Source organism: Mesorhizobium sp. B2-2-4, assembly GCF_006442375.1.
Classification (GTDB): Bacteria; Pseudomonadota; Alphaproteobacteria; order Rhizobiales; family Rhizobiaceae; genus Mesorhizobium.
In genome coordinates, this window is sequence record NZ_VFWB01000004.1 from 473,082 (window position 1) to 497,046 (window position 23,965).

The 23,965-nt window shown below is 59.0% G+C and carries 18 protein-coding genes and 2 pseudogenes; 15 read left to right on the forward strand and 5 right to left on the reverse strand.

Going from position 1 to position 23,965, the window contains the following annotated elements:
• Positions 1-288: 288 nt before the first annotated feature.
• The 5 genes and pseudogenes from FJ959_RS13300 (at position 289) to FJ959_RS13325 (ending at position 7,161) form a co-directional block, all read left to right on the forward strand.
• Positions 289-1,194 carry an SMP-30/gluconolactonase/LRE family protein gene (locus tag FJ959_RS13300; protein WP_140559967.1) on the forward strand — a complete coding sequence of 302 codons (906 nt, stop codon included), beginning with the start codon at positions 289-291 and terminating at the stop codon, positions 1,192-1,194.
• Positions 1,191-2,441: an alpha-hydroxy acid oxidase gene (locus FJ959_RS13305; protein ID WP_140559966.1), complete on the forward strand. Its 1,251-nt coding sequence runs from the start codon at positions 1,191-1,193 to the stop codon at positions 2,439-2,441. The genes FJ959_RS13300 and FJ959_RS13305 overlap by 4 nt, the downstream gene beginning before the upstream one ends.
• The gene (locus FJ959_RS13310) at positions 2,434-3,123 is read left to right on the forward strand and encodes an RraA family protein (RefSeq protein ID WP_140547177.1); all 690 of its coding nucleotides are present in this window, start codon (positions 2,434-2,436) and stop codon (positions 3,121-3,123) included. The genes FJ959_RS13305 and FJ959_RS13310 overlap by 8 nt, the downstream gene beginning before the upstream one ends.
• Positions 3,124-4,183: 1,060 nt before the next feature.
• A pseudogene (locus FJ959_RS13320) lies at positions 4,184-5,673 on the forward strand (ABC transporter ATP-binding protein); the annotation flags it as partial.
• A 621-nt stretch (positions 5,674-6,294) separates the two neighbouring features.
• Positions 6,295-7,161, forward strand: a complete 867-nt coding sequence (locus FJ959_RS13325) for a serine hydrolase domain-containing protein (protein ID WP_140584636.1) — start codon at positions 6,295-6,297, stop codon at positions 7,159-7,161.
• A 35-nt stretch (positions 7,162-7,196) separates the two neighbouring features.
• Here the strand turns inward: FJ959_RS13325 and FJ959_RS32245 are convergent, their stop codons facing one another.
• Positions 7,197-7,685 (reverse strand): hypothetical protein, encoded by a 489-nt coding sequence (locus FJ959_RS32245; protein ID WP_246679063.1) that lies wholly within the window; start codon positions 7,683-7,685, stop codon positions 7,197-7,199.
• On the reverse strand, positions 7,682-8,062 hold the full coding sequence (locus FJ959_RS32250) for a hypothetical protein (protein ID WP_246679064.1): 381 nt from the start codon (positions 8,060-8,062) through the stop codon (positions 7,682-7,684). Before FJ959_RS32250 ends, FJ959_RS32245 begins: the two co-directional genes overlap by 4 nt.
• Positions 8,063-8,859: 797 nt before the next feature.
• Between FJ959_RS32250 and FJ959_RS13335 the strand changes: the two genes are divergently transcribed.
• From FJ959_RS13335 to FJ959_RS31755, 4 genes are all read left to right on the forward strand, one after another.
• Complete coding sequence (locus FJ959_RS13335) at positions 8,860-10,158, forward strand: ATP-binding protein (RefSeq protein ID WP_140630301.1); 1,299 nt, start codon at positions 8,860-8,862, stop codon at positions 10,156-10,158.
• Positions 10,151-10,564 carry a response regulator gene (locus FJ959_RS13340; protein ID WP_140562225.1) on the forward strand — a complete coding sequence of 138 codons (414 nt, stop codon included), beginning with the start codon at positions 10,151-10,153 and terminating at the stop codon, positions 10,562-10,564. Before FJ959_RS13335 ends, FJ959_RS13340 begins: the two co-directional genes overlap by 8 nt.
• A gap of 8 nt (positions 10,565-10,572) precedes the next feature.
• Positions 10,573-11,787 carry an ATP-binding protein gene (locus tag FJ959_RS13345; RefSeq protein ID WP_140584635.1) on the forward strand — a complete coding sequence of 405 codons (1,215 nt, stop codon included), beginning with the start codon at positions 10,573-10,575 and terminating at the stop codon, positions 11,785-11,787.
• Positions 11,788-11,885: 98 nt separating this feature from the next.
• Positions 11,886-12,299, forward strand: coding sequence for a hypothetical protein (locus FJ959_RS31755; RefSeq protein WP_181172028.1), 414 nt, complete (start codon positions 11,886-11,888; stop codon positions 12,297-12,299).
• Between the two features lie 127 nt (positions 12,300-12,426).
• On the opposite strand, the pseudogene FJ959_RS32255 reads toward FJ959_RS31755, so the two are convergent.
• Positions 12,427-12,597, reverse strand: a pseudogene (locus FJ959_RS32255) (nucleotidyltransferase); the annotation flags it as partial.
• Positions 12,598-12,899: 302 nt separating this feature from the next.
• Here FJ959_RS32255 and FJ959_RS13360 point away from each other — a divergent pair.
• The 5 genes from FJ959_RS13360 to FJ959_RS13385 all read left to right on the forward strand — a co-directional run bounded on the left by FJ959_RS13360 (position 12,900) and on the right by FJ959_RS13385 (position 20,158).
• Positions 12,900-13,307, forward strand: a complete 408-nt coding sequence (locus FJ959_RS13360) for a LuxR C-terminal-related transcriptional regulator (RefSeq protein ID WP_140584634.1) — start codon at positions 12,900-12,902, stop codon at positions 13,305-13,307.
• Positions 13,308-14,665: 1,358 nt separating this feature from the next.
• Positions 14,666-16,234, forward strand: a complete 1,569-nt coding sequence (locus tag FJ959_RS13370; protein ID WP_246679030.1) for a pilus assembly protein — start codon at positions 14,666-14,668, stop codon at positions 16,232-16,234.
• Positions 16,235-17,071: 837 nt separating this feature from the next.
• The gene (locus FJ959_RS13375; protein WP_140646494.1) at positions 17,072-17,467 is read left to right on the forward strand and encodes a hypothetical protein; all 396 of its coding nucleotides are present in this window, start codon (positions 17,072-17,074) and stop codon (positions 17,465-17,467) included.
• A gap of 1,351 nt (positions 17,468-18,818) precedes the next feature.
• A complete protein-coding gene (locus FJ959_RS13380) occupies positions 18,819-19,787 on the forward strand; it encodes a Crp/Fnr family transcriptional regulator (RefSeq protein ID WP_181172029.1) in 969 nt (322 codons plus the stop codon).
• Positions 19,787-20,158: a cupin domain-containing protein gene (locus FJ959_RS13385; RefSeq protein WP_140584631.1), complete on the forward strand. Its 372-nt coding sequence runs from the start codon at positions 19,787-19,789 to the stop codon at positions 20,156-20,158. Before FJ959_RS13380 ends, FJ959_RS13385 begins: the two co-directional genes overlap by 1 nt.
• A gap of 1,280 nt (positions 20,159-21,438) precedes the next feature.
• Here the strand turns inward: FJ959_RS13385 and FJ959_RS13390 are convergent.
• Together FJ959_RS13390 and FJ959_RS13395 are read right to left on the reverse strand one after the other, a co-directional pair.
• The gene (locus FJ959_RS13390; RefSeq protein ID WP_140584630.1) at positions 21,439-21,666 is read right to left on the reverse strand and encodes a hypothetical protein; all 228 of its coding nucleotides are present in this window, start codon (positions 21,664-21,666) and stop codon (positions 21,439-21,441) included.
• Between the two features lie 175 nt (positions 21,667-21,841).
• Positions 21,842-22,243: a hypothetical protein gene (locus FJ959_RS13395; RefSeq protein WP_140584629.1), complete on the reverse strand. Its 402-nt coding sequence runs from the start codon at positions 22,241-22,243 to the stop codon at positions 21,842-21,844.
• Between the two features lie 258 nt (positions 22,244-22,501).
• Here FJ959_RS13395 and FJ959_RS13400 point away from each other — a divergent pair.
• Positions 22,502-23,265, forward strand: a protein-coding gene (locus FJ959_RS13400) for an IS5 family transposase (protein WP_224704923.1) whose coding sequence is annotated in 2 segments (ribosomal slippage) — positions 22,502-22,811 and positions 22,811-23,265 — 765 coding nt in all. Because the reading frame shifts where the segments join, the coding sequence is not laid out codon by codon here.
• The last annotated feature ends 700 nt before the right edge of the window (positions 23,266-23,965 follow it).

Consider the following 23,965-nt stretch of genomic DNA (forward strand, 5'->3'; position numbering starts at 1 on the left):
ACGTTGACGTTAGAATGTCCATCAGTGTTCGCTCACGAACAAAAGCGGACTGTCTGCCTTCGGCCCCAATTCCTGCCAGTCAGCAAGGCGCCTCATCTCAGCCATTCCCGCACCACCGTCCGGCTTCTAGAAGCGGACGTCGCTGGTGCCGACGCTCCTGTCGACTTCGCGCCCCAAAGCGGCCATGCGTCGATGCCTGCAATCGCCGCACAATGTATTCAACGAACGCGTAGACGGCTGGATTAGACCCGACAAATCTTGATAGGCTGCCGGTCTGGAGATCGCACCATGAAGGAGGTTGAAAAGCTCGCAGTCGAGGTTGTCGCGACTGGCCTCGGCTGGCCCGAGGGTCCAACGATGCTTTCCGATGGGCGCGTTGTCATCGTCGAAAGCTATCGCAGCCAGCTGACCGCCATCGATCGTGAAGGAACTGCTCGGCAGTTCGCGTATGTTGCGGGAGCGCCGAATGCATGCGTTCTCGGTTCGGATGGCCTGCTCTACGTCTGTCAGAATGGTGGCACGACCGGACCTTGGCGGGCCGCGGAGATGACAACGCCATCGATCCAGCGAGTTGCCGAAGGCGGAAAGCCGGAAATCCTGCTAACGGAAGTTGCGGGCATTCGGGTCAATGGCCCAAACGATCTCGTGTTTGCTGCTGATGGCCGGCTTATCTTCAGCGATCCCGGCACATACAACCCCAGCAATCCGGACCCCAGCTACATCTTTGCCGTCAACCCCGATGGCAGTGCCTACCTTGCTGTCGGCTTCGACGAGCCGACCTTCCCGAATGGAGTGGCGATCGAGACGGACGGCTCGATCGTCTGGGCTGAGTCCTACACGGGGCACGTCAAGCGGCAGCGTCCCAATGGTTGCGTCGAAGATCTTGGCCGCTTGCCTGGAACCAATCCGATCCCGGACGGGCTGAAGGTCGGCGCCGATGGCCGCCTTTATGTCACAGATATTGCCGCCAATGGTATTCATGTGCTGAAGCCCGACGGTACCGCGGAAGGTTTCTTCATCTGCGGCAAGGCAACGACCAACTGCGTCTTCTCCGGCGAGATGCTTTGGGTGACAAATGCCGGCGTGCTGGCGACCGGCAGCGACCCCTCCTTCGACGGCACGCTCTGCTGTGTGCGTGTTCCGGGGGGCGGAGGACCGACGCATTACGGTCGCATCGGCGGTAAGAAACCGTGAGTAGTTCCTCGATTATCTCGAACATAGGCCCTCGGGCCAACGGCGGTGCGGGCGTTGCAGAATCACCTGCTTCGACGGCGGCGCTGAAGCGCCTGTACAGCATCGCCGCGGTGCGCGACGCCGCACTGCGGACGTTGCCGCGCCCGGTGTTCGACTTCGCCGACGGCGGCGCCGAGGATGAGCGAACGCTGCGCCGCAACGAACAGGCGTTCAACGACGTTGCTATCCTGCCGAGGCCCCTCAACGGTGCAGCGACACGGGATCTCTCCCTTGATCTTTTCGGCGCAAAGCTCGCCATCCCGCTCGGTATCGCGCCAACTGGCCTGGCTGGTCTGTTCTGGCCCGACGGCGAGTGCGCGGCAGCCCGAGCAGCGGCAGCCGCTGGCACCTTCTACTGCGCCAGTCACGGCTCGGCCTGCACACTGGAGGACATAGCAGCCACCGGGACCAGCCCGCGATGGATGCAGGTGTTCATCTACACCGATCGCGGCTTCACCCGGGAAATGGTGGATCGGGCGAGTGCCTCAGGATACGGCGCGCTGGTGCTCACCGTCGACAACCAGCTGCTCGGCAACCGGGAACGCGACATCCGCAACGGGTTTTCCATCCCGCCGCGCTTCGGTGTGGCAGGGACGCTGGCGGCCGCCACCAAGGCGGCGTGGCTGCTGCGCATGCGCACCCGGCTTCCGAAACTGACCTTCGGCAACTACCTGCGTCCCGGCGAGACGGCGACGGTTGGCGCGCTGGCGGGCCGCATGGCCGCACTGCTCGACCCTGGTCTGTCCTGGGCCGACGTCGACTGGCTGCGCACCGTTTGGTCCGGACCGTTGTTGCTGAAGGGCATCCTGCATCCCGGAGAAGCCACGGAGGCCGTGGCGCGCGGTATCGACGGCGTCATCGTGTCCAATCACGGCGGACGCCAACTTGACGGTGCCGTCGCGTCGTTCGACGCGCTGCCTGCGGTGGTCGCGGCTGTCGATGGCCGCATACCTGTACTGATTGACGGCGGCGTTAGGAGGGGCTCCGACGTCGTCAAGGCGTTGGCGCTCGGAGCGTCCTGCTGTCTGATCGGCCGGCCACAGCTATGGGGGCTCGCGGTCGCCGGCGAAGATGGGGTGCGACACGTGCTCGAACTTTACCGCAAGGAGATCGACCGGGTCATGGGGCTGATGGGGGCACGGAGCCTTAGCGACCTCGGTCCAGACTGTCTTTCGTTCGTTCAAGCTACGAGGCTGCCACATGATTGAAGACCCGCCGCTGCTCACTATCAAGCGCCGTTTCGAACGGCCTGCGGCAGACATCACCAGTGCCTTTTCCGGCGTGCCCGTCAGCCAGGTCGTCGACGCCATGGGCGGGCGCGGAGCCTTGCACCATGCGATCAAGCCGCTATCACCAGCTGCTGCTACGCTGGTCGGCGTCGCCGTGACCTGTCAGTGCGGCCCTTCCGACAATCTCGCGCTGTTTGGGGCGCTGGACGTCGCCGTAAGTGGCGATGTCATCATTGCGGCCACCGACAGCTTTGCCGGGGCGGCCGTCACCGGGGATCTCGTGCTTGGCATGGCGCGCAATAAGGGGGTCGCCGGCTTCGTCACCGACGGCCTCGTGCGCGATGTTATCGGGATCGAGGCGGTCGGGTTGCCGGTTTACTGTGCTGGCGTTATCGCGAACTCGCCGGCGCGCAATGGTCCAGGCACAGTCGGTTTTCCGGTGGTGCTGGGAGGCGTGACTATCTCGCCGGGAGACATACTGATCGGCGACCGCGATGGCGTCGCCGTGGTACCCCGCCTGGAGGCTAGGACCGTGCTGGCGCGGCTCGCCGCCATCAAGGCGGCCGAGCAGGATCTTGATGCCAAGGTGCGCCAAGGTCTGGAAATGCCCGAGTTCGCCACCGTCGTCCTCAAGTCTGACAGGACGCGCTTCGTTGATTGAAATGGGGTTGCCGAATTGCAAAAAAGATTTGAGGACAACATCATACCGATGAGGTGACGCGACTGCCAGCGTGCGGAGCGCTCAAACGTAATTTACGCGGCGCGCCGTTGGGGCAAATGGGGACCCGAGCGGGCTCGACGAGGGTCGACGGCAGTCACGATGCTGTGGTGGTGATCGCAGTAGACGCGATCAGGCGAAGTTGGCCCGGCACAAAAACGGTAGCCGCCAGGTACTGACGGGTCTTCGCTCACCGGGAAGCGGCACTGGTATACGCCGAGCTGAATGAGGGGAACGTCTCTTGACGTTAGTCTGATATTTTCAGGCATGATGGTTTCCAGGTTCCTTTAGTCCATAGCCATTGCTGGCTGACGACCGCAGTGCGACGTCGGGCGAGCTTCTCTCGTTTGGAGGGCTTTGGATCAGCATATGGTGCTTGTCGCGCCGTCAATGAAGTCCGACCGCCCCGCTTCTGAGGCCAATAGTTTGCGACTTAAGGCCACACCTGCGAGACTCAGGAAACACAGGCAAAGTCCCATCGTAGAGCGCCTCGGCCGGGGTTTGTCCCTTGGCGGAGGTGTAGTGGCTTCGTGAGCGCGCGCCGCCGTGCACGTTCAGGACCCTGATGCCGTTGCTCAAAACCCAAACCGCTCCGAAAGACGGAGCTCGACCCAACGATGACCTTTTCAATGTCCGCGTTGTGAATGGCAGCAATGCGCCTTCAACTCGGTCGTTCGAGCTTGCTTGTGGCTGTCCCGAAAGCTGACGGCAGGAGATGGGGCGCGTACAGTGCGCGAGTGGTGAACTCGGTTGTGCCAAGGGGCCGTGCATTGGCTTGGGAAAACCAAGCCCGACTCCCAGGGGCATGAAAAAGCGTATGCCGCTCGGTTGTCCGATCGAATTCGGAGAAGGGGAAGAAGCCCTAAGTTTTGATCTTTTCGGCGGCGCGGTCGCAAATATCCTGACATTTGCCAGATGTTCTATCTAACATTGCAGCCGGTAACGGATCCTATCCCGGCCCGTGGAGCTACCCCGCCTCCTTCCGATTTGACCCGAGTGGCCCATCTCAATTTCAGACGCGATCTACCGTCCCTTCGAAAATTTGATCCGGCCACTTGAAATTCCCTACCGGCCGCTGCCCTCCAAGGGGCCGGTGGCGGTTCTCATGCACTTCATCTCGATGTTCCGGGCGGTATTGATCGCGCTCGCGCTTTCCTCCATGGCGATGGAAGCCATCAATCTGACGATCGTCTGGGGGCTTTCCGTCATCGTCGACGGCGTCACGTAACAGGGCGCTTCCGCATTTCTGCAAAACGAATGGCCGCTTTTGACTTTCCTTGGCCTGCTGATCTTTCCGGCCATGCCGGTAGCCTCGTTCCTGCTCAACACTCTGACCTCGCACACGCTCGGCGTCGGCATGCCGGCCGCCATCCAGTGGCAGGGCCACAAGGCGGTGGAGCGGCAGGATCTCGCCTTTTTCCATGATCTCTATGCCGGTCAGGTTGCCTCGCGCCTGCAGCAGGTGGGATCTGCCGTCCAGCAGCAGATCATTGCCGCGCTCCAATCCATTCCGCGCTTCCTGCTGCAACTGGTCGGCTCGGTCGGCCTGCTCAGCGCGCTGTCCTGGCAGCTGACTTTGCCGGTCATCGTCTGGTTCGCGCTCATGTGGCATTCACCGTTAGAGTGGTTCCCAGCTTTGCCGAACGCGCGCGCCGCACCGCCAAGCAGCGCAGCCTGGTGGCCGGCGCCATCACCGATCTCTACACCAACATGCAGATGATCAAGCAGTTCGCCGCCGAAGACAGCGAGGCAGGGGCTATCCGCCGCACCATCCAGCAGGCCGTGCATACGCAACACAGCGAGCAGCGCATCTATCGCACCTCGGAACTGACGGTCGTCGTCCTCAACATGGTCCTGTGGCTGACCATGCTTTGGATCCGATTTTCCGGTCTCGTCAACGGATTTCTCTCCATCGGCCAGTTTGTCGGCGCCGTCTACATCCTCCAGCGCCTGTCGACACAGATCTTCACGTTCCTGCAGATGGGCCAGCAGATCTTCCAGGCGATCGGCACGATCAAGGACGCCATGCCGGTCATGATAACCCCACCCACCATCACCGACCGGCCGGATGCCGCGGATCTCAAGGTCGAGACCGGCGAGATCCGTTTCGAAAACGTGCGTTTCGCCTACAAGGCCGGAAAGCCTGTCATCGAAGATCTGTCGCTGACGGTCCGCCCCGGCGAGAAGGTCGGCCTCGTCGGCCTCTCTGGTGCGGGCAAAACCACGCTCGCAAACCTGCTCTTGCGTTTCTACGATATCAAGGAGGGCGCGATCCTGATCGACGGGCAGGATATCCGCGCCATCAGCCAGGCAAGCCTTCGGCGCCCGATCGGTGTCATCGCGCAGGATGTCGCGCTGCTGCATCGTTCGGTCGGCGACAATATCCGTTATGGCCGACCGGATTCGAGCGAGCGGGAGATCGAAGAGGTGGCGAAAATGGCAGCCGCCGATGCCTTCATTGCCGATCTTGCGGACGGGGAAGGCCGCAAGGGCTGACGAGATCAGATAACCTATGCTATGCCGCTTGATGACCGCTCCTACAGAGGGGAAGGTCTGGACGACACTGCCGCAAATCAGACGCCTGACCCGATCCGGCTTCCGGGCGCGCACGAGAATGAAGGTCGGGAGGCGGCAAAGTCGACCATACCCCCTTGGATCTTTTAGCTTCAGTTCCTCATTTTGGTGTCGGCTCGCACATCCCTTCCGCAGCAGATCAACTAACGGGGCTTCCGCTCCATCGCTGAAAGGCATTGACGAAGGCACGAGCGGTAACTGATGAATTGACTAATAGTCTCGAGGCTCGTCACGGCGAATGAGCAAAGCGATTTCTCTGATTTCCGCGCATACAGCGCGCTGCTTGACCGTCTCACTTAAATGTCCGCTTTCTACCCCGTTGCAGGTTTTTAGAATACTCTGATGTCTGGCGCGCTTGTTGGGCCGACGTTGAGCTACATTAACCCTTGCATGACGGGGCCAGGTTGGACCGCCCATTGAAAGGTGACCTCAGGCCGGAACGACAACTCTCAACTCAACTTTGCCATTGCGGTAGTTCATTCGCCTTTTCGGAAAGCGCAAGGTTCTCGCGTCGTGCTCGCAGGCAAAGTAGGATGCGGCATGGAAGCAAGGGTGCTCGTTCGCCAGGACGGCAAAACGGACGCAGGGGGTGTTTCGGACCCGGTGCCGTGGTGGAGCTTCACGAAGACTGCGTTGGCGATTGCTCTGCTGCGTCTGTCGGATTACGGCAGGGTCAGCCTGGACGAACCAGTCGAAGGTGAGCCTTACACTCCCGTTCAACTCCTGCGGCATGAAGCTGGGTTGCCGGACTATGGTTCCCTTCCAAGCTACCATGCGGATGTTGAAGCGGGCCGTCCGCCCTGGTCTACTAACGATCTATTGAAAGCGGTCGAAGCGGAACGGCCGCGATACGTCCCCGGACGGGATTGGGCCTACTCGAACGTCGGCTATCTGAAAGTCGCCCAGCTGATCGAAAGAGCATCAGGGCTGCAACTGGCCGATGCCCTTACCGACATGGTTTTCTCCCCAGCCAAAATCACCACGGCAAGACTGGCGACCACACCTGATGATTTGGGGGGCGTTTGCATGGGTGATGTCGTTGGCTACCATCCGGGGTGGGTCTATCACGGGTTGGTCGTTGGGACGGTGGTCGACGCGGCTCGCCTTCTGCATGGCCTGTTGAGGGGTGCTTTGGTCAAACCTGAAACGTTGATCAGAATGCTTGATCGTAGGCCGCTTCCGCAACTTCGCTCCGAGCTTCGCCCCGATCCGGCATACGGATTGGGATTGATGGTGAGTGCGACAAACTTGCTCAATCATCCTGTCGGACACAGTGGAAGCGGTCCAGGCAGTCAAATCGCCGTCTATGCGCAGCGAGAGACGACTAGTGCTATGTGGGCTACCACAACATCCGGCACTGATCCAGAAGCGGAGGTTTTCCGATGTCTGCGGAATGGGCGGTTCTAATGTGTTCGACGCGATATATGATGCCGCATTGTTACCTAAGCATAGGCTAGGCACCAGCCGGGAGCGCGAACCCAACATCGTTCGGCTGGTACCTCATCGTTACGGTACAGCCGCTTCACTCTCTTGTGCTCCCCATTCTCGAATGCCGCAGCGAGCGCTTTTTCCGATTCATCGTCGCGCATTCCTTCACAGGGGAAGATAGCCACCGGCGAAATCCATTGCGCGTGTAATTCCTCACCCCTGCGCGTCACGAGGAACACCGCTCCTCGAAGGTGCATATTGCCCCAATTGCTGCTAATAAATCCAAGATCGGTCGTCAGGGGTAGGACCAGCCTTCCGCCATCATTGAGTCGGTCCAGCCAGATATCCGCCGGTCGGGTTGCTCCAGCATTCACATAGATCACATCGGCTGAATTGAAAGCCACAGAACTGCCATCCCCCTGGACCACGGAAACGGTCCGATAGGAAGTGAGATTTGCTTTAGCCCGGGCAGCAAGCTCCGGCTCGAACTCGATCGCCGTCACCTTGCCGGATGCGGCAACGAGTTCGCCATGATCGCAGAATAGTAGCCGGCACCAGCACCAACATGCACGATATGCTCGCCTGGTCGCGGCGCAGCCTGCGAAAGCAGGAAAGCATGAAGTGACGGTTGCCCGTTATTGATGTGGCGCTCGGGGACGATGCCAACAATGTCATTCGTATAAAGGTAGACCGGATCGGCGGTCGGGGTTGGCACATAGGCTTTTCGCATTCGGAAGATCGGCCAGGGACCGGGACCAAGGAAATCTTCTCGCGGGACTTCGGCAAAAGCTGTCTCAACACGCTCATCGACAATTCTACCAGCCGCCGTGATCTGCTTCGCATAAGCTCGGCGCACGATCTTCAATTCGTCCGGTGTCATCAGCAGAACCAACTCCAGTGAATAATTTCGCTGTCGCAAAACCCCAATAAATGCGACACGATTTTCTTCGGAGCAGAATGTCCGGTTTGTGATCGTGTGATCAAGCCCAATGAACGTCTTGGAAGGGCCGCTTGCCGACGGCAACTTTCGTTTGAGCAGATCCGAGACCGGTCAGTCTGGAATCGGCCCCGTTGAAGAAATTCGATTGGCGACTGCTACCTTTCACTCATACGCCTAGAGGCACGTTTCACATCACCAATAAGGGATCGACGAAGTTTCGCACCCGGCGCAACGATAGCACAGCTCGGTACGGCTCAGCCGAACGGTGTTCCTGGCCGTGTTAGCCGCAACGTGTAGTCCCACGTTGAACACACAATTTAGATGCCGAGCGAAAACCTGCGCACGATCTCGAGACGCCGGCGGGCCGCCACACCGGCGCTATATGACCGCCACCGGCATCGGTGGCATATCGCGGATCCGGTGCGAGGCAAAGCTCATTCAACCTCAATTCGCCGGCTTGCCAATCGCGAGCGGACAAACTGGCACGCGGCTCACGATTGCCGCCGCCACATTGCCGTGCCTGCCGGCGCTCCAAGAGGACCTATGACCCACCTAAGCGAGTCCTCCTGCTGCATTGGGACCAGCGCTTGTGTAGAGTAAACTGACCCTTTAGTTGACAACTGCCATGCGGCAAGAATATTCGAGATGACTGCCGAACCCGCTGCCCTTTGTCTGCCCCCTAGCATTTCTACGCTGGACCCGGTGAGTTCGCTGCGATTTTGCATGGGGTTCTCGCCATGAACAGCCGCCCGGATGCGCACAAACTCGGCGAAAAAAGCCGACGCGAACATGAAGCTGGGTTTGAGCTCCTCGTTCGCAGCGTGAAGGACTATGCCATCTTCATGCTCGATCCCGAGGGACGCGTTGCGAGTTGGAACGAGGGAGCGGAGCGGATCAAGGGCTACTCCGCGGACGAGATCATGGGCAAACCCATAACGATCTTCTATTCAAACGAGGTCGTTCAGTCCGGGCATGTGCAGCGCGAGTTGGAGAGTGCGCGCCAGTATGGCCGATTCGAAGACGAAGGCTGGCGGGTTCGAAAAGACGGTTCACAATTTTGGGCCAATGTTGTCATCACCGCGCTGCGAGCGCCGGATGGGGAACTGCTGGGCTTCGCTAAAGTGACGCGCGATCTAACCGAGCGGCGCCAAGCTGAAGAGCAGGCCCGGCAGTTGGCGGCGGAGCAGGCGACCCGCGATTCAGCACTGCTGCGCAGTCAGGAGCTAGCGGAACTTAATTCAAAGCTGCAGGAACAGGCTGCCGAATTGAAGGAGGCGCTGGATGCGACCAAGGAAGCCCGCAACGCGGCAGAACTCTCGGCAGAGGCCGCAAGGGAGGCATATCGCGAGCTTGACCAGTTCGCCTACATCGCATCCCATGATTTGAAAGCGCCACTGCGCGGCATCGGCAATCTCGTAGAGTGGTTGCAGGATGATCTTGGCGAGAAGATCGAGGGAGAGTCGATTGAGCACATGCGCCTCCTTCAGGTGCGCGTCCGGCGCATGACTGCGCTCATCGAGGGCATTCTCACCTACTCGCGCGCGGGCCGCCAACACGGCTCGCAAGAACAAGTAGATACGGGTGCGGTTCTAAGCGAGATCGTCGACCTGCTCAACCCGCCAGAGCAAGTGCGAGTTCAGTGGCCCCAGCGGATGCCAACGATAGAAGCAGAACTCGTGCCTCTCCAGCAGGTTTTCATGAACCTGATCGGCAACGCGATCAAATTTACCTTGGCCGTGCGACCCGATCCCGCAATTGCGATCGAATGGCGCGATGTCGATGACGGCGTCGAATTCGCGATCACAGACAACGGCCCTGGGATAGAGCCACAATTTCACGATAGAATCTGGGCAATGTTCCAGACTCTCAACAGGCGAGATGACGTCGAAGGAACCGGCATCGGCCTCTCAGTCGTCAAGAAGGTCGTCGAGCGCCGCGGCGGCAGAGTCTCCGTCGAATCCTTGCTCGGCGAAGGGGCGACATTCCGCTTTGTTTGGCCGAAGAGTACCCAAGAGGACGTGAGCCACCGTGAGTGATCAACTCAACATCCTGCTCGTTGAAGATGACGAAGTGGACGTCATGAATGTACGGCGCGCCTTCCGCAAGAATCACGTTGCAAATCCGGTCTATGTGGCGTCGGACGGGATCGAGGCGTTGGAGAAATTGCGAAATGGTGAGGTTCCGAAGCAGAGAAGACTGATCCTGCTCGATCTCAATATGCCACGGATGAATGGGATCGAGTTCCTTCGAGAACTGCGGCGGGATCCTGATCTTTGCACGACAGCGGTCGTAGTTTTGACCACTTCCAAAGACGAGCAGGACGTTTGCGATGCCTATAGCCTGAACGTTGCCGGATACCTTGTTAAGCCCGTGACCTTCACAGATTTCTGCGAAAAAATGGCCGCTTTGAACAAGTTTTGGTCGCTCGTGGAGCTACCCTGAAGGTTGTGATGGCGAAATCTCCGCCCCTCCCAATTCCTGTTCCCGCCGACAAGCGTCGGCCCCTGCGTGTGCTCGTCATAGACGACGACGAAACCGATAGAGCCTCGATCCGACGACTTCTGCAGCAAACGGACTTGTCGGTTGCGATTGATGAGGCGGCTTCCGGCGCGGAATCGCTGGGGTACCTCGAAAGCAGTGGCTATAGCTGCGTCCTTCTGGACTACTATCTGCCCGACATCAACGGACTCAAGTTGATCGAGAAAATCAGAGCGGCTGCCCCTAATGCTCCGATCGTCATCTGCACGGGACGTGGACATGAGGATCTCGCCGTCGAATTCATGAAGGCCGGCGCCTCGGACTATCTTTCCAAGAGTTCAATGACAGCTGAACGCCTTGCTGCGGCGCTGCGCTATGCGATCGAGCTCGGAGAAGTGAAGAAGGCGAAGGCGCGGGCCGAGGAGGAATTGCGGGCCGTGCTGGCAGAACGGGAGCTGCTGCTCAAGCGGGAGCACGAGGCACGAACCCGCGCCGAACAGGCGACGCAAAGCCGCGATCAGCTTTTGGCCATAGTGGCGCACGATTTGCGCAACCCCATTCAGGTCATCATGAGTGCCGCGCGAAGAACGCCGGAGCCTGAGGCAGGATCGGGACAGAGAAACTACGCTGAGTTCATCCAGCGCGCCGCTCGCGAAATGGATCGGCTGGTGCGCGATCTGTTAGACCTCTCCAGCTTGGAATCGGGAAGCTTCGCGGTAGAATGCCAGCCCGTTGACCTTCTGGAGGTTATCGAAGAGGCGCGGGAAAGCTTCGATTTCTCCGCGGAGGGCAGAAATCTGGCCGTCGATTTTGGCGTTATGCCGAACATCCCCGCAGTCATGGCCGATCGCTCCAGGCTCCTTCAGGTAGTTGGCAATCTGCTCAGCAACGCGCTGAAGTTCACACCTGACCAAGGGAGCATATCCGTTCGCGCTGAAGAGCACGACGGTTGTGTTGAAATTGCCGTCCAGAATACCGGATCGGTGATCGCCCCAGAGCAAATGCCTCATATTTTCGATCGGTTCTGGCGAGGCGATCGGTCATCCCGGAACAGCGCAGGACTTGGGCTGGCAATCTGCAAAGGCATCGTCGAGGCCCACAATGGTGCCATCGAAGTAGTCAGCACGGACCAAGAGGGCACTATATTTAAAGTGACGCTTCCGGTTGGTGGCCCGGATCGCCACTGAAGCACTGCTGGAAAGTGCAACACAGCAAATCCCATAACAGGTAGGAACCAGTTGCACTCTCACAGCTTCTGCTCGCAGCCTCAACGAGCGGACCAGGCATGGGTGACAATAAACCGGATCGCGAGCAGATGACCACGATCCTCGCACGCTTCCTCGCCAAGAAAACCGGCATCACCGAAGCGCAGGCTCGAAATCTAGTAAGCTTGGTTGGTACCGAGCTTTTGTTGCCGCGGCCTGACGAAACCCATAACGAGGCCCCGCAAGCAAATGGTGGTTTTGCAAATGGTGGTTTTATTGTGCGCGACCCCGTGTTGAGCGAGGCTAAGCAGCGGGCCAATGGTGGCATACCGCGCCGCCTGGTTGTCCTCTCAAATCGGCTGGGGAATATCCGCGATCCGGCGCAGGCGGGCTGGCTGGCAGTAGGCATCGCGGATGCATTGGCCGAGCGTGGCGGTCTATGGCTGGAGCAAGCACCGAGTATCAAGACTCTGCCGCGGGCGACGAACCGCTGATCCACCTTGAACACGTGGGAAGGATTGAGACGGCTGCGCTCACCCTGCCGCGCCAGGAGTATACGCTCTACCACAACGGCTATGCCAACAGCGTGCTATGGCCACTTTTCCGCACCTTCGACGAAGCTCTCGCGTGGGGCAGCCGGTCAGCGAAGTATTCCTCAGCTGCTCGGAGGGCGTCATCTGGGCCAGCAGGTACGGGACTACTAGCAGGGGGCTCTTCGTCGAGCTCGTAGAGCACGATCCCCTCGCGACGAACGTCTAGGAAGAAATACTGACCCTCCCCGAGTGCAGTATTCGCGCCGGCGGACATGTCAAGCAAAGCTTCGCGGTGCAGATTATATGCAGTGCGAAAGGTGGCGTTGCGCAGGTGTCGCAATGCGGCCACGTCCAATGGCGCGCGCGGGCGAAATCTTAGGCCCTATTTCCGTCCCTATTCGCGCCGGGACCTGGATGATGCGGCGGCGTTATAAGATCTCTGCAACTGTCTTATAACGCCGCTTGCGTCGCTTGATCTCATCCTGTTATAAGAGAAACTCATTTTTCTTATTATTGGAGTTGTGCGCAGCCAAGCCGGCGGATGCCAAGCAATTTCGCCGGTTGATCGCCACGGCCGCGGAGCGAGTGGGCGGCTCAGGCGGCGCGATGGCGCTTGCGCGGCCTGAGCCGCACCGGCCGCTGAGCGTGCTGGTAACGCCGCTGATTATCGAGACGACCTGGTTTGTGACAGGCCGCTCCGCCGCGATCGTGTTCTTGGCCGATCCAGACAGCGCGCCTCCGACGGCGCAGGAACACTTGCGCAGTCTCTATCGGCTGACCCCGTCCGAGGCGGCCGTGGCCATGGCAATTACACACGGCGCGGGGCTACAGGCGGTCGCAGATGAGCTCGAAATCAGCCTAACCACGGCGCGCACTCACCTGCAGCACGTATTCGAAAAGACGGGGACGCGGCGACAGGCGGAATTGGTTCGCCTTATCGGGGCTAGTGGCCTTTACGAGCGACAATAGCCGGAGCGCAGTCCGGCTTAGTAATGCCCCAGCAGGTCGTGAGGACCTTCTACAGCTCGACGCCACTACATCCGATATCTCAAAGACGCACTTTGTAACCACTGCTGCTAGTCTAGAAAGCGATCCGGCGGACAGATCACGGCTTCCCTGCCTCGCCCCGGCGCAACCCGCGCCGGCCACTGCGTTACGGCACCCCGCAGGCTTGCCGCAGGTGATCGGTGCGTTCCATGTATGCAAAGGCGCGATACAGGCCGCCGGAGCCGCAGGACTCCCATCGCCGGCACAGAAGAGTTGCTCGTCGGCATAAGCCGAACTCACTCAAGTGGGTTTGGCAGACGTCAACTTTAGCTTTGCTACGTGCCCAAACCCGTCAGTCGTCTTCGCGAAGAGTTTCGGGCGCCGGCAGGCGTACGAAAGTCCCCGAGGAAGGAATCCGGGGGCCACAGGCGACGGCTATGGAGATTTCGATCTGCGGCTGATGTCGGCGATGGCTGGGACGTCGCCAGGGAGGGCGGAGATGGATGCCGACGGCCGCTTCGTTGCGCCTCCAGGCGATGTTGTCGACCTGGCACGCTGCTGGGCACGGCTCTGTCGGCGTTGAAGATCACCTTGGACACACGTGGGTTCGCCGCCGGAGGCTGAGTGCCTGCGGCTGAATGCTGGATGATACAATGCCGGTCATGGGGCGTTCTCCGGGTTCGGTGTCGATATGTCCGGGGCCCCCGCGGCTGCCTCCATCGGTCGAAGGTCTAGATGACGATCATGCGTCTCGCATCGCAGATTCGCTCCGGTCAGGCTCATCTCAACTAGCCGGCCTGGGATCCGCGCGCCCCATTTTGCGGTTTCAAGCAGTCCGGAAACGGGCGCGAATATCGGGCCCAAGGCAAGTTGGAATGTCTTGAGTGTCAAATCCATCCTTGGATGTTTCTAGGCAACATCTTTGCCGAGCGCCGAGGGCGCGCCCGGTGGCGTCATCTTGCCGGTAGGCGGCCTTCAGTGGGGCTTCCGCTCTCGGGTGCGCCGCCGATCCGAAAAGAGGCGAGCCGATCGGCGGGACCAGCCGGATCATTAACAGACCGCGGAACAGCTTGCGGGGCTTTTCCCATGCTACCGAGATGCCGTTGGAAAGCTCATGGGGCTTGGCCTATTGGGTGCGACGGTATGGCGGCGTCGCTGGTCCCCACTTACTGTTCAGGCATCTGGCGAGCTGTTTGAGTAGGTGAGCCTCACCGTGACACAGGGTTCGGTCTAAGGCTTGTTTAACCAAGCCGGGGCTTTGCCGACAGATAGGCCTCTGTCTCAATCCTCCATCAACCACGTTCGTGCAAAGGGAAGAGGTTGGCTGACAGGGGGTTGTTGTGCCTAAGGATTTTTGGCGTTGTAAGAGCGGAAATTTTGCGCTTCTGATGGGCTTGGCGTTGCCCGCTATTCTGGCGACCGTGGGTTTTGCGACGGACGTCTCCACCATAATGCGGGCGAAGGTCAGCCTTCAAAGCTCCCTGGACGCTGCAACTCTCGCCTCGTCGCATCTGTCGGATAATGAAGCCGACCGCAGGCAGCTTTTTGATCGCTATTTTCAGGCGAACGTCGCCAACCATGGCGAACTCTCGAATGCGAGAGTGACCTTTTCCGTCGACAAGGGTCTGAACTACATCAAGACCAAAGCTGTTGCTTCCGCCGATGTGGCCCTCAATTTTGCCTTTCTATTTGGTGCCAACCAGCGCATCGAGGTTGACTCGGGCGCGGTAGAGGCCACCAACAACCTCGAAGTCGTCCTCGTTCTGGACAACACCGGCTCCATGGCAGGGGCCAAGATCAAGGCTCTTCGGGATGCCACCAAAGCGCTGCTTGATAGCCTGGAGGGAGCGAAGTCACCCAACCGCAAGGTGAGTGCTGCACTTGTCCCCTTTGTCACCGCAGTCAACATCAATGGCGACGAGTTCGACCCATCTTGGATCGACATGGATGGCAAGTCGTCGACCAACGGCGTCAACTTCCCTTTGCTGCCCGATGGCAAGCGCGTCAATCACATGGACCTGTTCAGGGACCTGGCCGAGGGAACCGGTTGGAAGGGCACAGGCTGGAAGGGCTGCGTCGAGGCCCGTCCAGGAAGTGCCGGCATTTCCGATATCGCGCCGGACCAGACTGATGCCGATACCTTGTTCGTGCCCTATCTCGCTCCAGATGACCCCGGCGATGCCACGGATCCATCGGCCAGCTATGGCAACGATACCAAGGTCTACAACAACTCCTATCTCTCCGATGACGTTGAGGACGGCGCGGATAAGAAAGGAAAAGACAAGAAAATTGCGAAATACAAGAACCCGAAAGCGAAAAAGATTAACGACAAGAAAGGGCCACTTACGGTCGGTCCCAATCGCGCTTGCCCCACACCAGTGGTCCCGTTGAGCATCGACCTCGACAAACTGCGGACCGCCGCCGCCCAGATGCAAGAATGGAATGGCTCTGGCACCAATGTCTCCGAAGGGCTCTCCTGGGGTATGCGGGTGCTGTCGCCGGACGCACCTTACACCGGCGGGGCCGCATGGAAGGCACCCAACACGAGCAAGATCGTCGTTCTGCTGACTGACGGCGAGAATGTAGTCTTTGGAGCCAGCAACGAACCGGAAAAATCGGACTACACGTCATATGGCTTTCTGTCGTCGGGCCGCTTCGGTTCGAGCAACCAGACGGACGCGGCGCGCACGGTCGATCGCTGGACCCTTGACGTTTGTCAAAAGCTGAAAGCGCAGCAGGTCCAGATTTACACGATCACCCTGCAATCCGACACGGCGGCCAACCGAACGCTTTACGGAAAATGCGCCACTGATCCGAGCAACTACTACGCCGTTAACGACCCTAGCAAACTGCCCAACGTGTTTCAGGAAATCGCTCGAAAGTTCACGGTGCTACAACTGACCAACTAGATCGCCGTCCTATTCAGATGAATCGATCGCGCCGAGCTTCAGCAGCAAAGAAGCATGCCGGGACACGCGCCGCGGAACGCCGCTGCCGACAGATGGCGGGCTTCTCTGGCTTGCATGAATTCAGGACGGCGTCTCGCGCACGCTGACCGTCCTCGGTATCGTTTGGCTTGCCACTCAAATCCATTGCCAGGTTGGCGTGGCAGCACATATGCACGCCCCGTTCGGGTTCGGGCTGAACGGGGATTTTCGCAACGTGATAGCCTTGTCGTCGGAAACTTGCGGGGATTGGCCGCCTTTAGGTCGCCAGAATCGCGGTGGCTGTGGCATCGCTCGTGACCGCTTGGGGTCGACATCTGGCGCGCCTTGCCAGGCGGTTTGAAATCGGACCGCCCAAACCCGACCAAAGTCTGATTCCGAAGCGCAAAGGTCTGAACGCGTGAAACAACGCAGGCGTGGTCACATTAGTAAGGCGACCGCCGATCATCAGTCCCTTCATCGCCGGTCGATTGAGTACCCGCCACGCTCGCTTCGTGTGGCGGGTACTATATGGTGGCTTGGCCGGCAGCCTGGTACATGATTGTGTTCGCAGCGGTTTTGGTGAGTGTTCCTTGTTTTCGGCAAGCCGTTATAGCCCAAACGACAGGCTCGATGGTGATCATGCTGCCCGTCCATACAATCGGTCCCGCTCTGAATGGCTGACTGCCAAGCGACATGGCCGACGAAGAACGGTTGCTCAAGATCCTACAGGCCGGCACCCAAGAATTCCGCTGGCGTCGGCATTGAACTGACCCATCAAATGTGCCTAGATTGGACAAACATCGCTGGGGAGGAATGGCGATGATGGCCACGCAAACAGATACCACTCGAACGTTTATCGAGGCTGCGCGGTTAAGTGTTCGGCGTACCGGACGGGAGATTGACGAACTTCACCGGAGCCTGAGCTTTTCCCGGAAAGCCGTCGAAGCCTCGCGCCAACTCTTGAAGCGCCTTCATGAGCAGCAGAAAGATCGCCCGCCGGGATCGTGCTCCGCATTCATCGGAAAAGCGGCAAAGGCACCGAGCGACATCTCCGCATTTGATTGCGACATTCTGCGCGAAGTGTTCAAAAAACTTGTCTTGGAAACCAAAGTGCCGGAAGACAAATGGCGCGATCTGGCTACAAGCCTGATCCTGGAATTTACCGACCACAAACAGATCGAACCAGCCTTGATAAACTGGATCATCCGCAAGTAGGCACTGCCGCCGTGGAGGGTTGCCAGTCGCCCCTCTCTCGTTGCGAAAAAGTTGTTCGGCGAATCTCGCTGGCTGGACTTCAGGTCCTGCTTCGTCACTGCGTGCTCTTGTTGCCGGCCCTTGCCGAGCTGGGCATCGACTCCCGCATGAATGAAGCCGTCAATAGCTGCTGAAATGACGAAGCTCTAGCCCGATGTAATTGAGACAGTTCTTGACGAATGGCGAGTAGCCAACGTTTACGTATACCGTATGCACTCCACGCCGATCACCGATCGGCCTGTCGCTAGTCTGCCAGCGAGGGAAACACTTGGATTGCTCATGCCAAAACCATTGCCTTCAGAGGCGGCCGCATGCCGCTGCAAGCAGGCATCGCGTTTGGTCATCAGGTGCCGGGTCCAGCTCCGCCCTCGGGCGAGAGATTGCAGATCGACCATGTAGTAGTTTGGCCTGAGAGGCTTGACGATGGCACTACGAAGATGTCCGCGTACATTTTTGAGCACGTATATCTGAAGCGGGAGAGCAATCCGTGTTATTGGTTTCATCACTTTGAAGGGAGGCCATCCGATCAATATGAAGGACAATGGTCCATTCGACTGGAGAACAGGGGCATAGTGCTGCTTTCACGAACCTTCGGCCTCATCAAAGACTGACTGCCTCGGACTCGTACAGTTCGTTTCGCCAACCATGCTAGCGCTGAGTGATGGCGTTGGGCAGCGCCTTGAAGTCAACAGTCCTTAATCTCGGGACCATGACTTCGCCATCAACGATGGAACCTCCAACGTCAACTCCTGCGCTGTGCTGTCGGCATTACATATTTCGACATGCAATCCCAACCTGAGGCCTCTGAAGTGGCCAGCTCGGTATGTCGATGGGAATCTGAGGCGGCCGCCGTCGAATTCACGTAGTGCGGGTGGGCATCGCTCCAGGACAATGAGGAAGCAGCTTTCGAAGGCTCGCAGCTTTCCCAGAGGTCCGGCGGCGTTACGTCTGTTTTTTCGCGGCAAGTCGGCCGGCCGGGATTCGTCTCACCCCGGAAGCGGCCGCGCCGGTCAATATCTAATCGCTTGGATAATTCGACATCTCCGCTCTGCGCGGCCCAGCAGCATTGGCCACAACCGGAACCTCGATTTTCGCGAACATCGGTCATGCCGGCTGGCGCCTGTTGAGCAGATCTCTCGAACGCGCGAGCGCCTGATGAGAGATCGCGATCAGTTCCGTGCTGATAGTCATGATCCCCACGGAGCGATGCAGACGTTCGTTCGTTCCTGCGATGCTGGTAAGCACGTTATTCTCGACCGCAATGAGGGTGGCGGTGAGCCGATTAGCAGCGCACCCTTGCCGACGCGATTCATTGTTATTTTTCGAGACGTTTGAGGCTGAATACCGCCTCTTGTCGCCAGGATTAAAGATCGGCCGCTCGCTGGTCATGACGCCGGTATGCGCGATGATGGCGGCTATCGAACTTAACTGGATCAAGCTTGCAGCAAGATCGCCCTGGCGGAACCAAAGCTATCGAATCGGCTTTTTCCTGCATCCCATGATCAGGAGGGTCCCCATGGATAGTCCGTTGCTCAAGAAGCTGGTGCAGTTCTCCGATTTTTCCGAGGACGACAAGTGTCTCATCAACGAACTCACGTCAGAGCGACAGAAACGCTATGGTGCCCGCCAAGACATTATTCGGGAGGGTGAGCACTCCAAAGACATCCACGTAGTGCTTTCCGGGCTTGCATGTCGATATAAACTCCTCGAGGACGGCTCGCGTCAGATCATGGCATTCCTTGTGCCGGGAGATCCCTGCGATTCCGAGATATTCATCCTGGACGCGATGGACCACAACATCGGGACTCTGGCGCCGAGCGTGGTTGCGTCGATCTCAGGCACCCGCATGAAGGAACTGCTTCTCAACCGCCCTAGTATCGCGCTCGCCTTCTGGTGGAACACGCTTCAGGACGAAGGAGTGTTGCGCGAACGCATTATCGATGAGGGAAGGCGCGACGCCTATTCGCGCATTGGATTTCTGATATATGAAATTTTCGTGCGCATGCGGGCTTTCGGCGACATCGTTGACCAGAAGTTTGAATTCCCGATTACCCAAGTGGACCTGGCGGACGCGACAGGCCTCACACCTGTTCACGTCAATCGGATGCTGAAGCAGCTTCGCGAGCAAAATCTCATCGCGATTGATGGCACGACGTGGACTGTACTTGACCCTATAGGCCTGCGCAAAGCCGCTCAATACGAGGCTAGCTACCTGCATTTGGACCGAGCCAAACGGGAGCCGGCAAGCGAGGCGGGGCGACGGGTCAATGGTCTAATCTGATGAGGATTACCGGCGGTGAGCAGCCGATAGAGATGCCATCTAGGCCATCAAAACCGATCAATCTGACCGCAGCGGCGGAACCGATGCCTTGGGTTGAAGCCTGCAAAACCATCGGCGTGACCGGACCAAGCGAGCTGGTTGCGCTGGATGTTCGTGGCTTAACTCATGCAGACAATGGCCGGCTTAACGATGGTTCTCGGGAGACCGTATATGTCGTGGTCGCTGGTTTCGGCGTGTTGCGGTGCGATGATGCGGCTATGGAGTGCACCGCTGGCGACGTCATTTTCGTCCCGAGAGGCTGTCCGCACCGCTTCGAACGACTGGACGGAGAGATCAAGATCTGGACTATTTCGCCAGTGGGCGGCCCGTAGCCGGCAAACTGTTCCCTCACAGCTTCAGCCCCCGGAACTGCGCATTGTCGAGAGCTGGCGCAAAGCAGACAATCGTCTCTCAATTCATGACAGGAACCTGCCAGAGGCTAAATATTGTTTGGTGCTTCGAAAGCGGACACATTGGATGTTGAGCGTCGGGGACAGGCGTAACCGCGTCTTGAGGGTGGCTGTAGGGCATGCCGGGATCTAGCCTACCGACTTCTCTTCAGGCGTCAGCCCGCCAAGATCACCCATGACGACTCCGCGTTGGCGTCGCTCGTTACTCCTATTGTCAGACATCTGGCGTGTGTTGAGGGGGTAGGAGAACTTAAATCTGCTGATGCGGTTTTCGGACCGGTGGGATCCAGCCATTCCTAAGAGGAACATATGGGCCAAATAATCGCCCGATATACCGAGACCCGCGCCCCGCAAGGAAAAAAGACAGGGATAACCGACAGGGATAACCGAGAGGCTATCGTCAAAGCTCCCGACAAGACGAACAATTGGGATCATGATGCGGTCTATGTGACGGCGACAATCGGCGTTGAGTCGGAGCAAGGCGTGGAATCGAAATAGCCAGCGCCAGGGCAAATGAACGCGTTGGCCAAGACATGAAGCGGAGATCGACGATCTGCCGCGCAAGGGATTTGCCATTGGCATAGTAGCCTAGCGGTTATGCTTTCATCCGCTAGGAAAGCGCGCGGAGGGCAGCGGCATCCTTGACTTCCGGCGAACGTCGGCAAGTTCGTCAAGCAACCGCTACATGATCCCTGCCGAAGCATGGAACGATTTCGAGCTGGCGATGTTGGGCCCTCGCACTGTTCCCATTCAGTGCTGTGTTCCCGCTGATTGCCCGCCGCCGAAAGGTGGCGGGCTCTTTTTGCATCGTGGAACATACCTCCACCTTCGCAGTTTATAGCGTTCCGATTGCTGCGTGTGGGGAATTCATGAAGCGAGATTTTGCAGACCTGTGCGCTTGGGCGAGCGCACGGGGCATTACAATCTACCAGCGTTCAAAGACAGTATGGATCGCGGCTGGCGGCTATCGAGGTCGCGATTTGGAAGTTAAGGGGCGGTCGCCAGCTATTGCCCTCGCACTATGGATTGAGGCTACCCGGTACCGAGGCTCGATGTAGGCTGTTCTTGCAAACAATTTGCTCGCACCCGCGCCGAGCCAAGGTGGCCGGCGCCCTTTTTGCGGGGGGCGGGTGGGGTAAACCTGCCAGCCGCGCGGTGCGGCCTGAACCCTACAGCATGCCCACTACAGGGCAGGAGGGGACCTAACCCACCATCCGAAGCGGCATGTCATGACGGGAAATGATGCGTTCGAGTTCGCCTTCGTCCTCGATGCCGGCCTGAAACAGCGCCATCAGCTCACATGCTGCGTCGTTGGCCATGGCGGAATCCAGGCTGCACCGTCTCTCTGAACAATACCGGATAAGAACCCGCTGGAGCAGTTCGAGATCGGTTGGATAAATGGCGATGTCTGCTGGATGATGCATGCGCATGCTGTAGTCCTCCGCAAGCCGCTGCCTTTGTTCAGCAGCTTAAGGGAGCCGCTGAGCACCCCTATCGCATCCTGCTCCTGCACCGTCACTTAACTATGATATGTCCGCCCTGGATCTGCCGTCGCCAGCCACGTCGCCGCTCTGTTTCCCGATCTTGCTCGTCGGTGTTGGTCAACTAGGTTCTGTGGACAAAATGTTCAAACGTGATCTGCCAGGGGTCACTCTCCAAAGAGCGCTCTTCGCCAACCCAATGGAAGGTGTTTGCAGTGATCTCTGTGAATCGCCACCGCGCTTTGAGCCCGCGTGAATCCTCACCCAGCTGAACAATGTCCTTGCCCTCTGCCCGCCCGATCCGGCGCGGGTAATCTTGGTTGAGCGGGTCACTCCAAATGATGTGCCAACCACCGATCTCAGGATCGAAAACGCGTAAGGTCGTGCCATACATGGTGGATGGAGCGGGGCGCTTGGGCCTGATCCAGATGTCCTGAATCGCACGGCCTTCGAGTACCCAGTCGAAATGGATTTCCCCCGTCGATCTGTGTTTCGTGCCGTCATGGAGATGATGAATCGTCTCCATTTCCCAGCTTCCAATGAGCCACCCATAAAGCTCCATGTCCTTCGCGTATTCAGTTACCGGACCGTCGGATCCAAACCCTCCTGTTGAGCGGCATTAGACAGAGAATATCGCACAGTCTCCCTGACAGCCCTCTGTCAGGAGGTTCGCGAAAAGAACTTTTCAGCCCGCGTAGGTCGCGCAGATCAACGGGATACCCATCTCACCCGACGCGTCATTCAACACCGATCTTTGAGGAGGGCAGCTTTGTTTCGAGGACTGATGGACGAGGCGGAATTGGCGTTCTTCGCGCCTTTCCTGATCGAGAACCGCTCTCGAGGCGGCCGGCGTCCGCAGGATCATCGCAAGGTGCTGGACGGCATCTTCTGGATCACGCGGACGGGCTCGGCCTGGCGTGATCTGCCGGCCGAGTTCGGCAACAGGAACTCAGTTCAGCGCCAGTATCGCCGGTCGAAGGAAGCCGGCATCTGGGACGTCATGGTAGCAGCCCTTGCCGAAAGCGACGCGGCCGACACCAACATGCAGATGATCGACAGCACGATCGTGAGGGCGCACCAGCACGCAGCCGGCGGAAAAGGGGGATTCACAGAAATGCTATTGGCCCTTCGCGCGGTGGGCTCACGACCAAGCTTCATACCCGAACGGATGCGCAGGGCCGTGCTATCGGCTTCTGCCTAACGCCCGGGCAGGCGTCGGGCATGGCCGCCTACGGGGACCTCATGCAGGAGGAGGCGCCCGATCCGGCCGCGATGCTGGCCGACAAGGGGTATGACAGCGACGACATTCGCGACGATCTCGAGCGGCGCGGCGCAGGCCCGGTGATCCCGACAAAGTCGAACCGCAGAGTTCAGCGCCCGGTCGACAAGGCGACATACGGGCTGCGCAATCGCATTGAGCGCTTCTTCGATCGCTTCAAGCACTCCCGCCGCACCGCCACCCGATACGACAAGCTGGCTTCAAGCTTCCTCGGCTTCGTTCAACTCGCAACGATCAGACGGTGGATCAGGTTTGTCCGCGCTACCTAGTGCTCCCGAGGCATCGATCCCGCGCCGCAGGGAACACTTCCGCAAACTCGAAGTTCGGCTTCCACAACGGAGAACCAATATGACGGCCACTCGAAATTCAAACGACAATCGAATGCCAGAAAAGATCCCGTTTGGTGCGGTGGAGATATCGCGCAAGCAAGCGGAGGATGAAGTCAGGGCCCGACGCAGGTACAAAATGGCGAGGCGGGCTAGGGAATCGAGGCGAGGCCCGGTCATGCCTCGCATAGTTCTTGACGGACGCCACTAGCAGATCGCGGGCGCAGCCGTCTGGATCGACCTCTCTATCTAGAGATGGGGCACCCTTAAGTGGCACCCTCGGCACACCTGCGATGCCGAAGCTCCGAGCACCATAGGTTTCAAGGGATGGCGCATCCGCCGTGGGGGCGTGCCAGGGGTAGAGGTTGGTAGGGGACGAACTGGGCTCGCGTTGCGGAACCCGGGGGGTTCGTGTTCCCAAGACGACTTGCTGAGCGCAAGTTCTGGCCCGCGCGGAAGGCGAAGACCGCAGCCTTCGCGTGGTTCCTGCTGTCGGATGCTGCTGCATATGTGACCGGCAGGCAATACGTGGTCGATGGCGGGATACCGATGCTGTAAGTGGTCCGTGCGCCATGCGACCGCGATCGCCGTTGGAGCTCTGGTAGCGTGGGCTGATCGACGGGCGGCGAGAACCGCGCCTACG

Excerpts from the sequence above, each read along its gene's own strand:
- FJ959_RS13300 (WP_140559967.1), top strand. The coding sequence starts at position 289 with ATGAAGGAGGTTGAAAAGCTCGCAGTCGAGGTTGTCGCGACTGGCCTC.
- FJ959_RS13310 (WP_140547177.1), top strand. The coding sequence starts at position 2,434 with ATGATTGAAGACCCGCCGCTGCTCACTATCAAGCGCCGTTTCGAACGG.
- FJ959_RS13325 (WP_140584636.1), top strand. The coding sequence starts at position 6,295 with ATGGAAGCAAGGGTGCTCGTTCGCCAGGACGGCAAAACGGACGCAGGG.
- FJ959_RS32250 (WP_246679064.1), bottom strand. The coding sequence starts at position 8,062 with ATGACACCGGACGAATTGAAGATCGTGCGCCGAGCTTATGCGAAGCAG.
- FJ959_RS13335 (WP_140630301.1), top strand. The coding sequence starts at position 8,860 with ATGAACAGCCGCCCGGATGCGCACAAACTCGGCGAAAAAAGCCGACGC.
- FJ959_RS13345 (WP_140584635.1), top strand. The coding sequence starts at position 10,573 with ATGGCGAAATCTCCGCCCCTCCCAATTCCTGTTCCCGCCGACAAGCGT.
- FJ959_RS31755 (WP_181172028.1), top strand. The coding sequence starts at position 11,886 with ATGGGTGACAATAAACCGGATCGCGAGCAGATGACCACGATCCTCGCA.
- FJ959_RS13375 (WP_140646494.1), top strand. The coding sequence starts at position 17,072 with ATGATGGCCACGCAAACAGATACCACTCGAACGTTTATCGAGGCTGCG.
- FJ959_RS13385 (WP_140584631.1), top strand. The coding sequence starts at position 19,787 with ATGAGGATTACCGGCGGTGAGCAGCCGATAGAGATGCCATCTAGGCCA.
- FJ959_RS13390 (WP_140584630.1), bottom strand. The coding sequence starts at position 21,666 with ATGCGCATGCATCATCCAGCAGACATCGCCATTTATCCAACCGATCTC.
- FJ959_RS13395 (WP_140584629.1), bottom strand. The coding sequence starts at position 22,243 with ATGGAGACGATTCATCATCTCCATGACGGCACGAAACACAGATCGACG.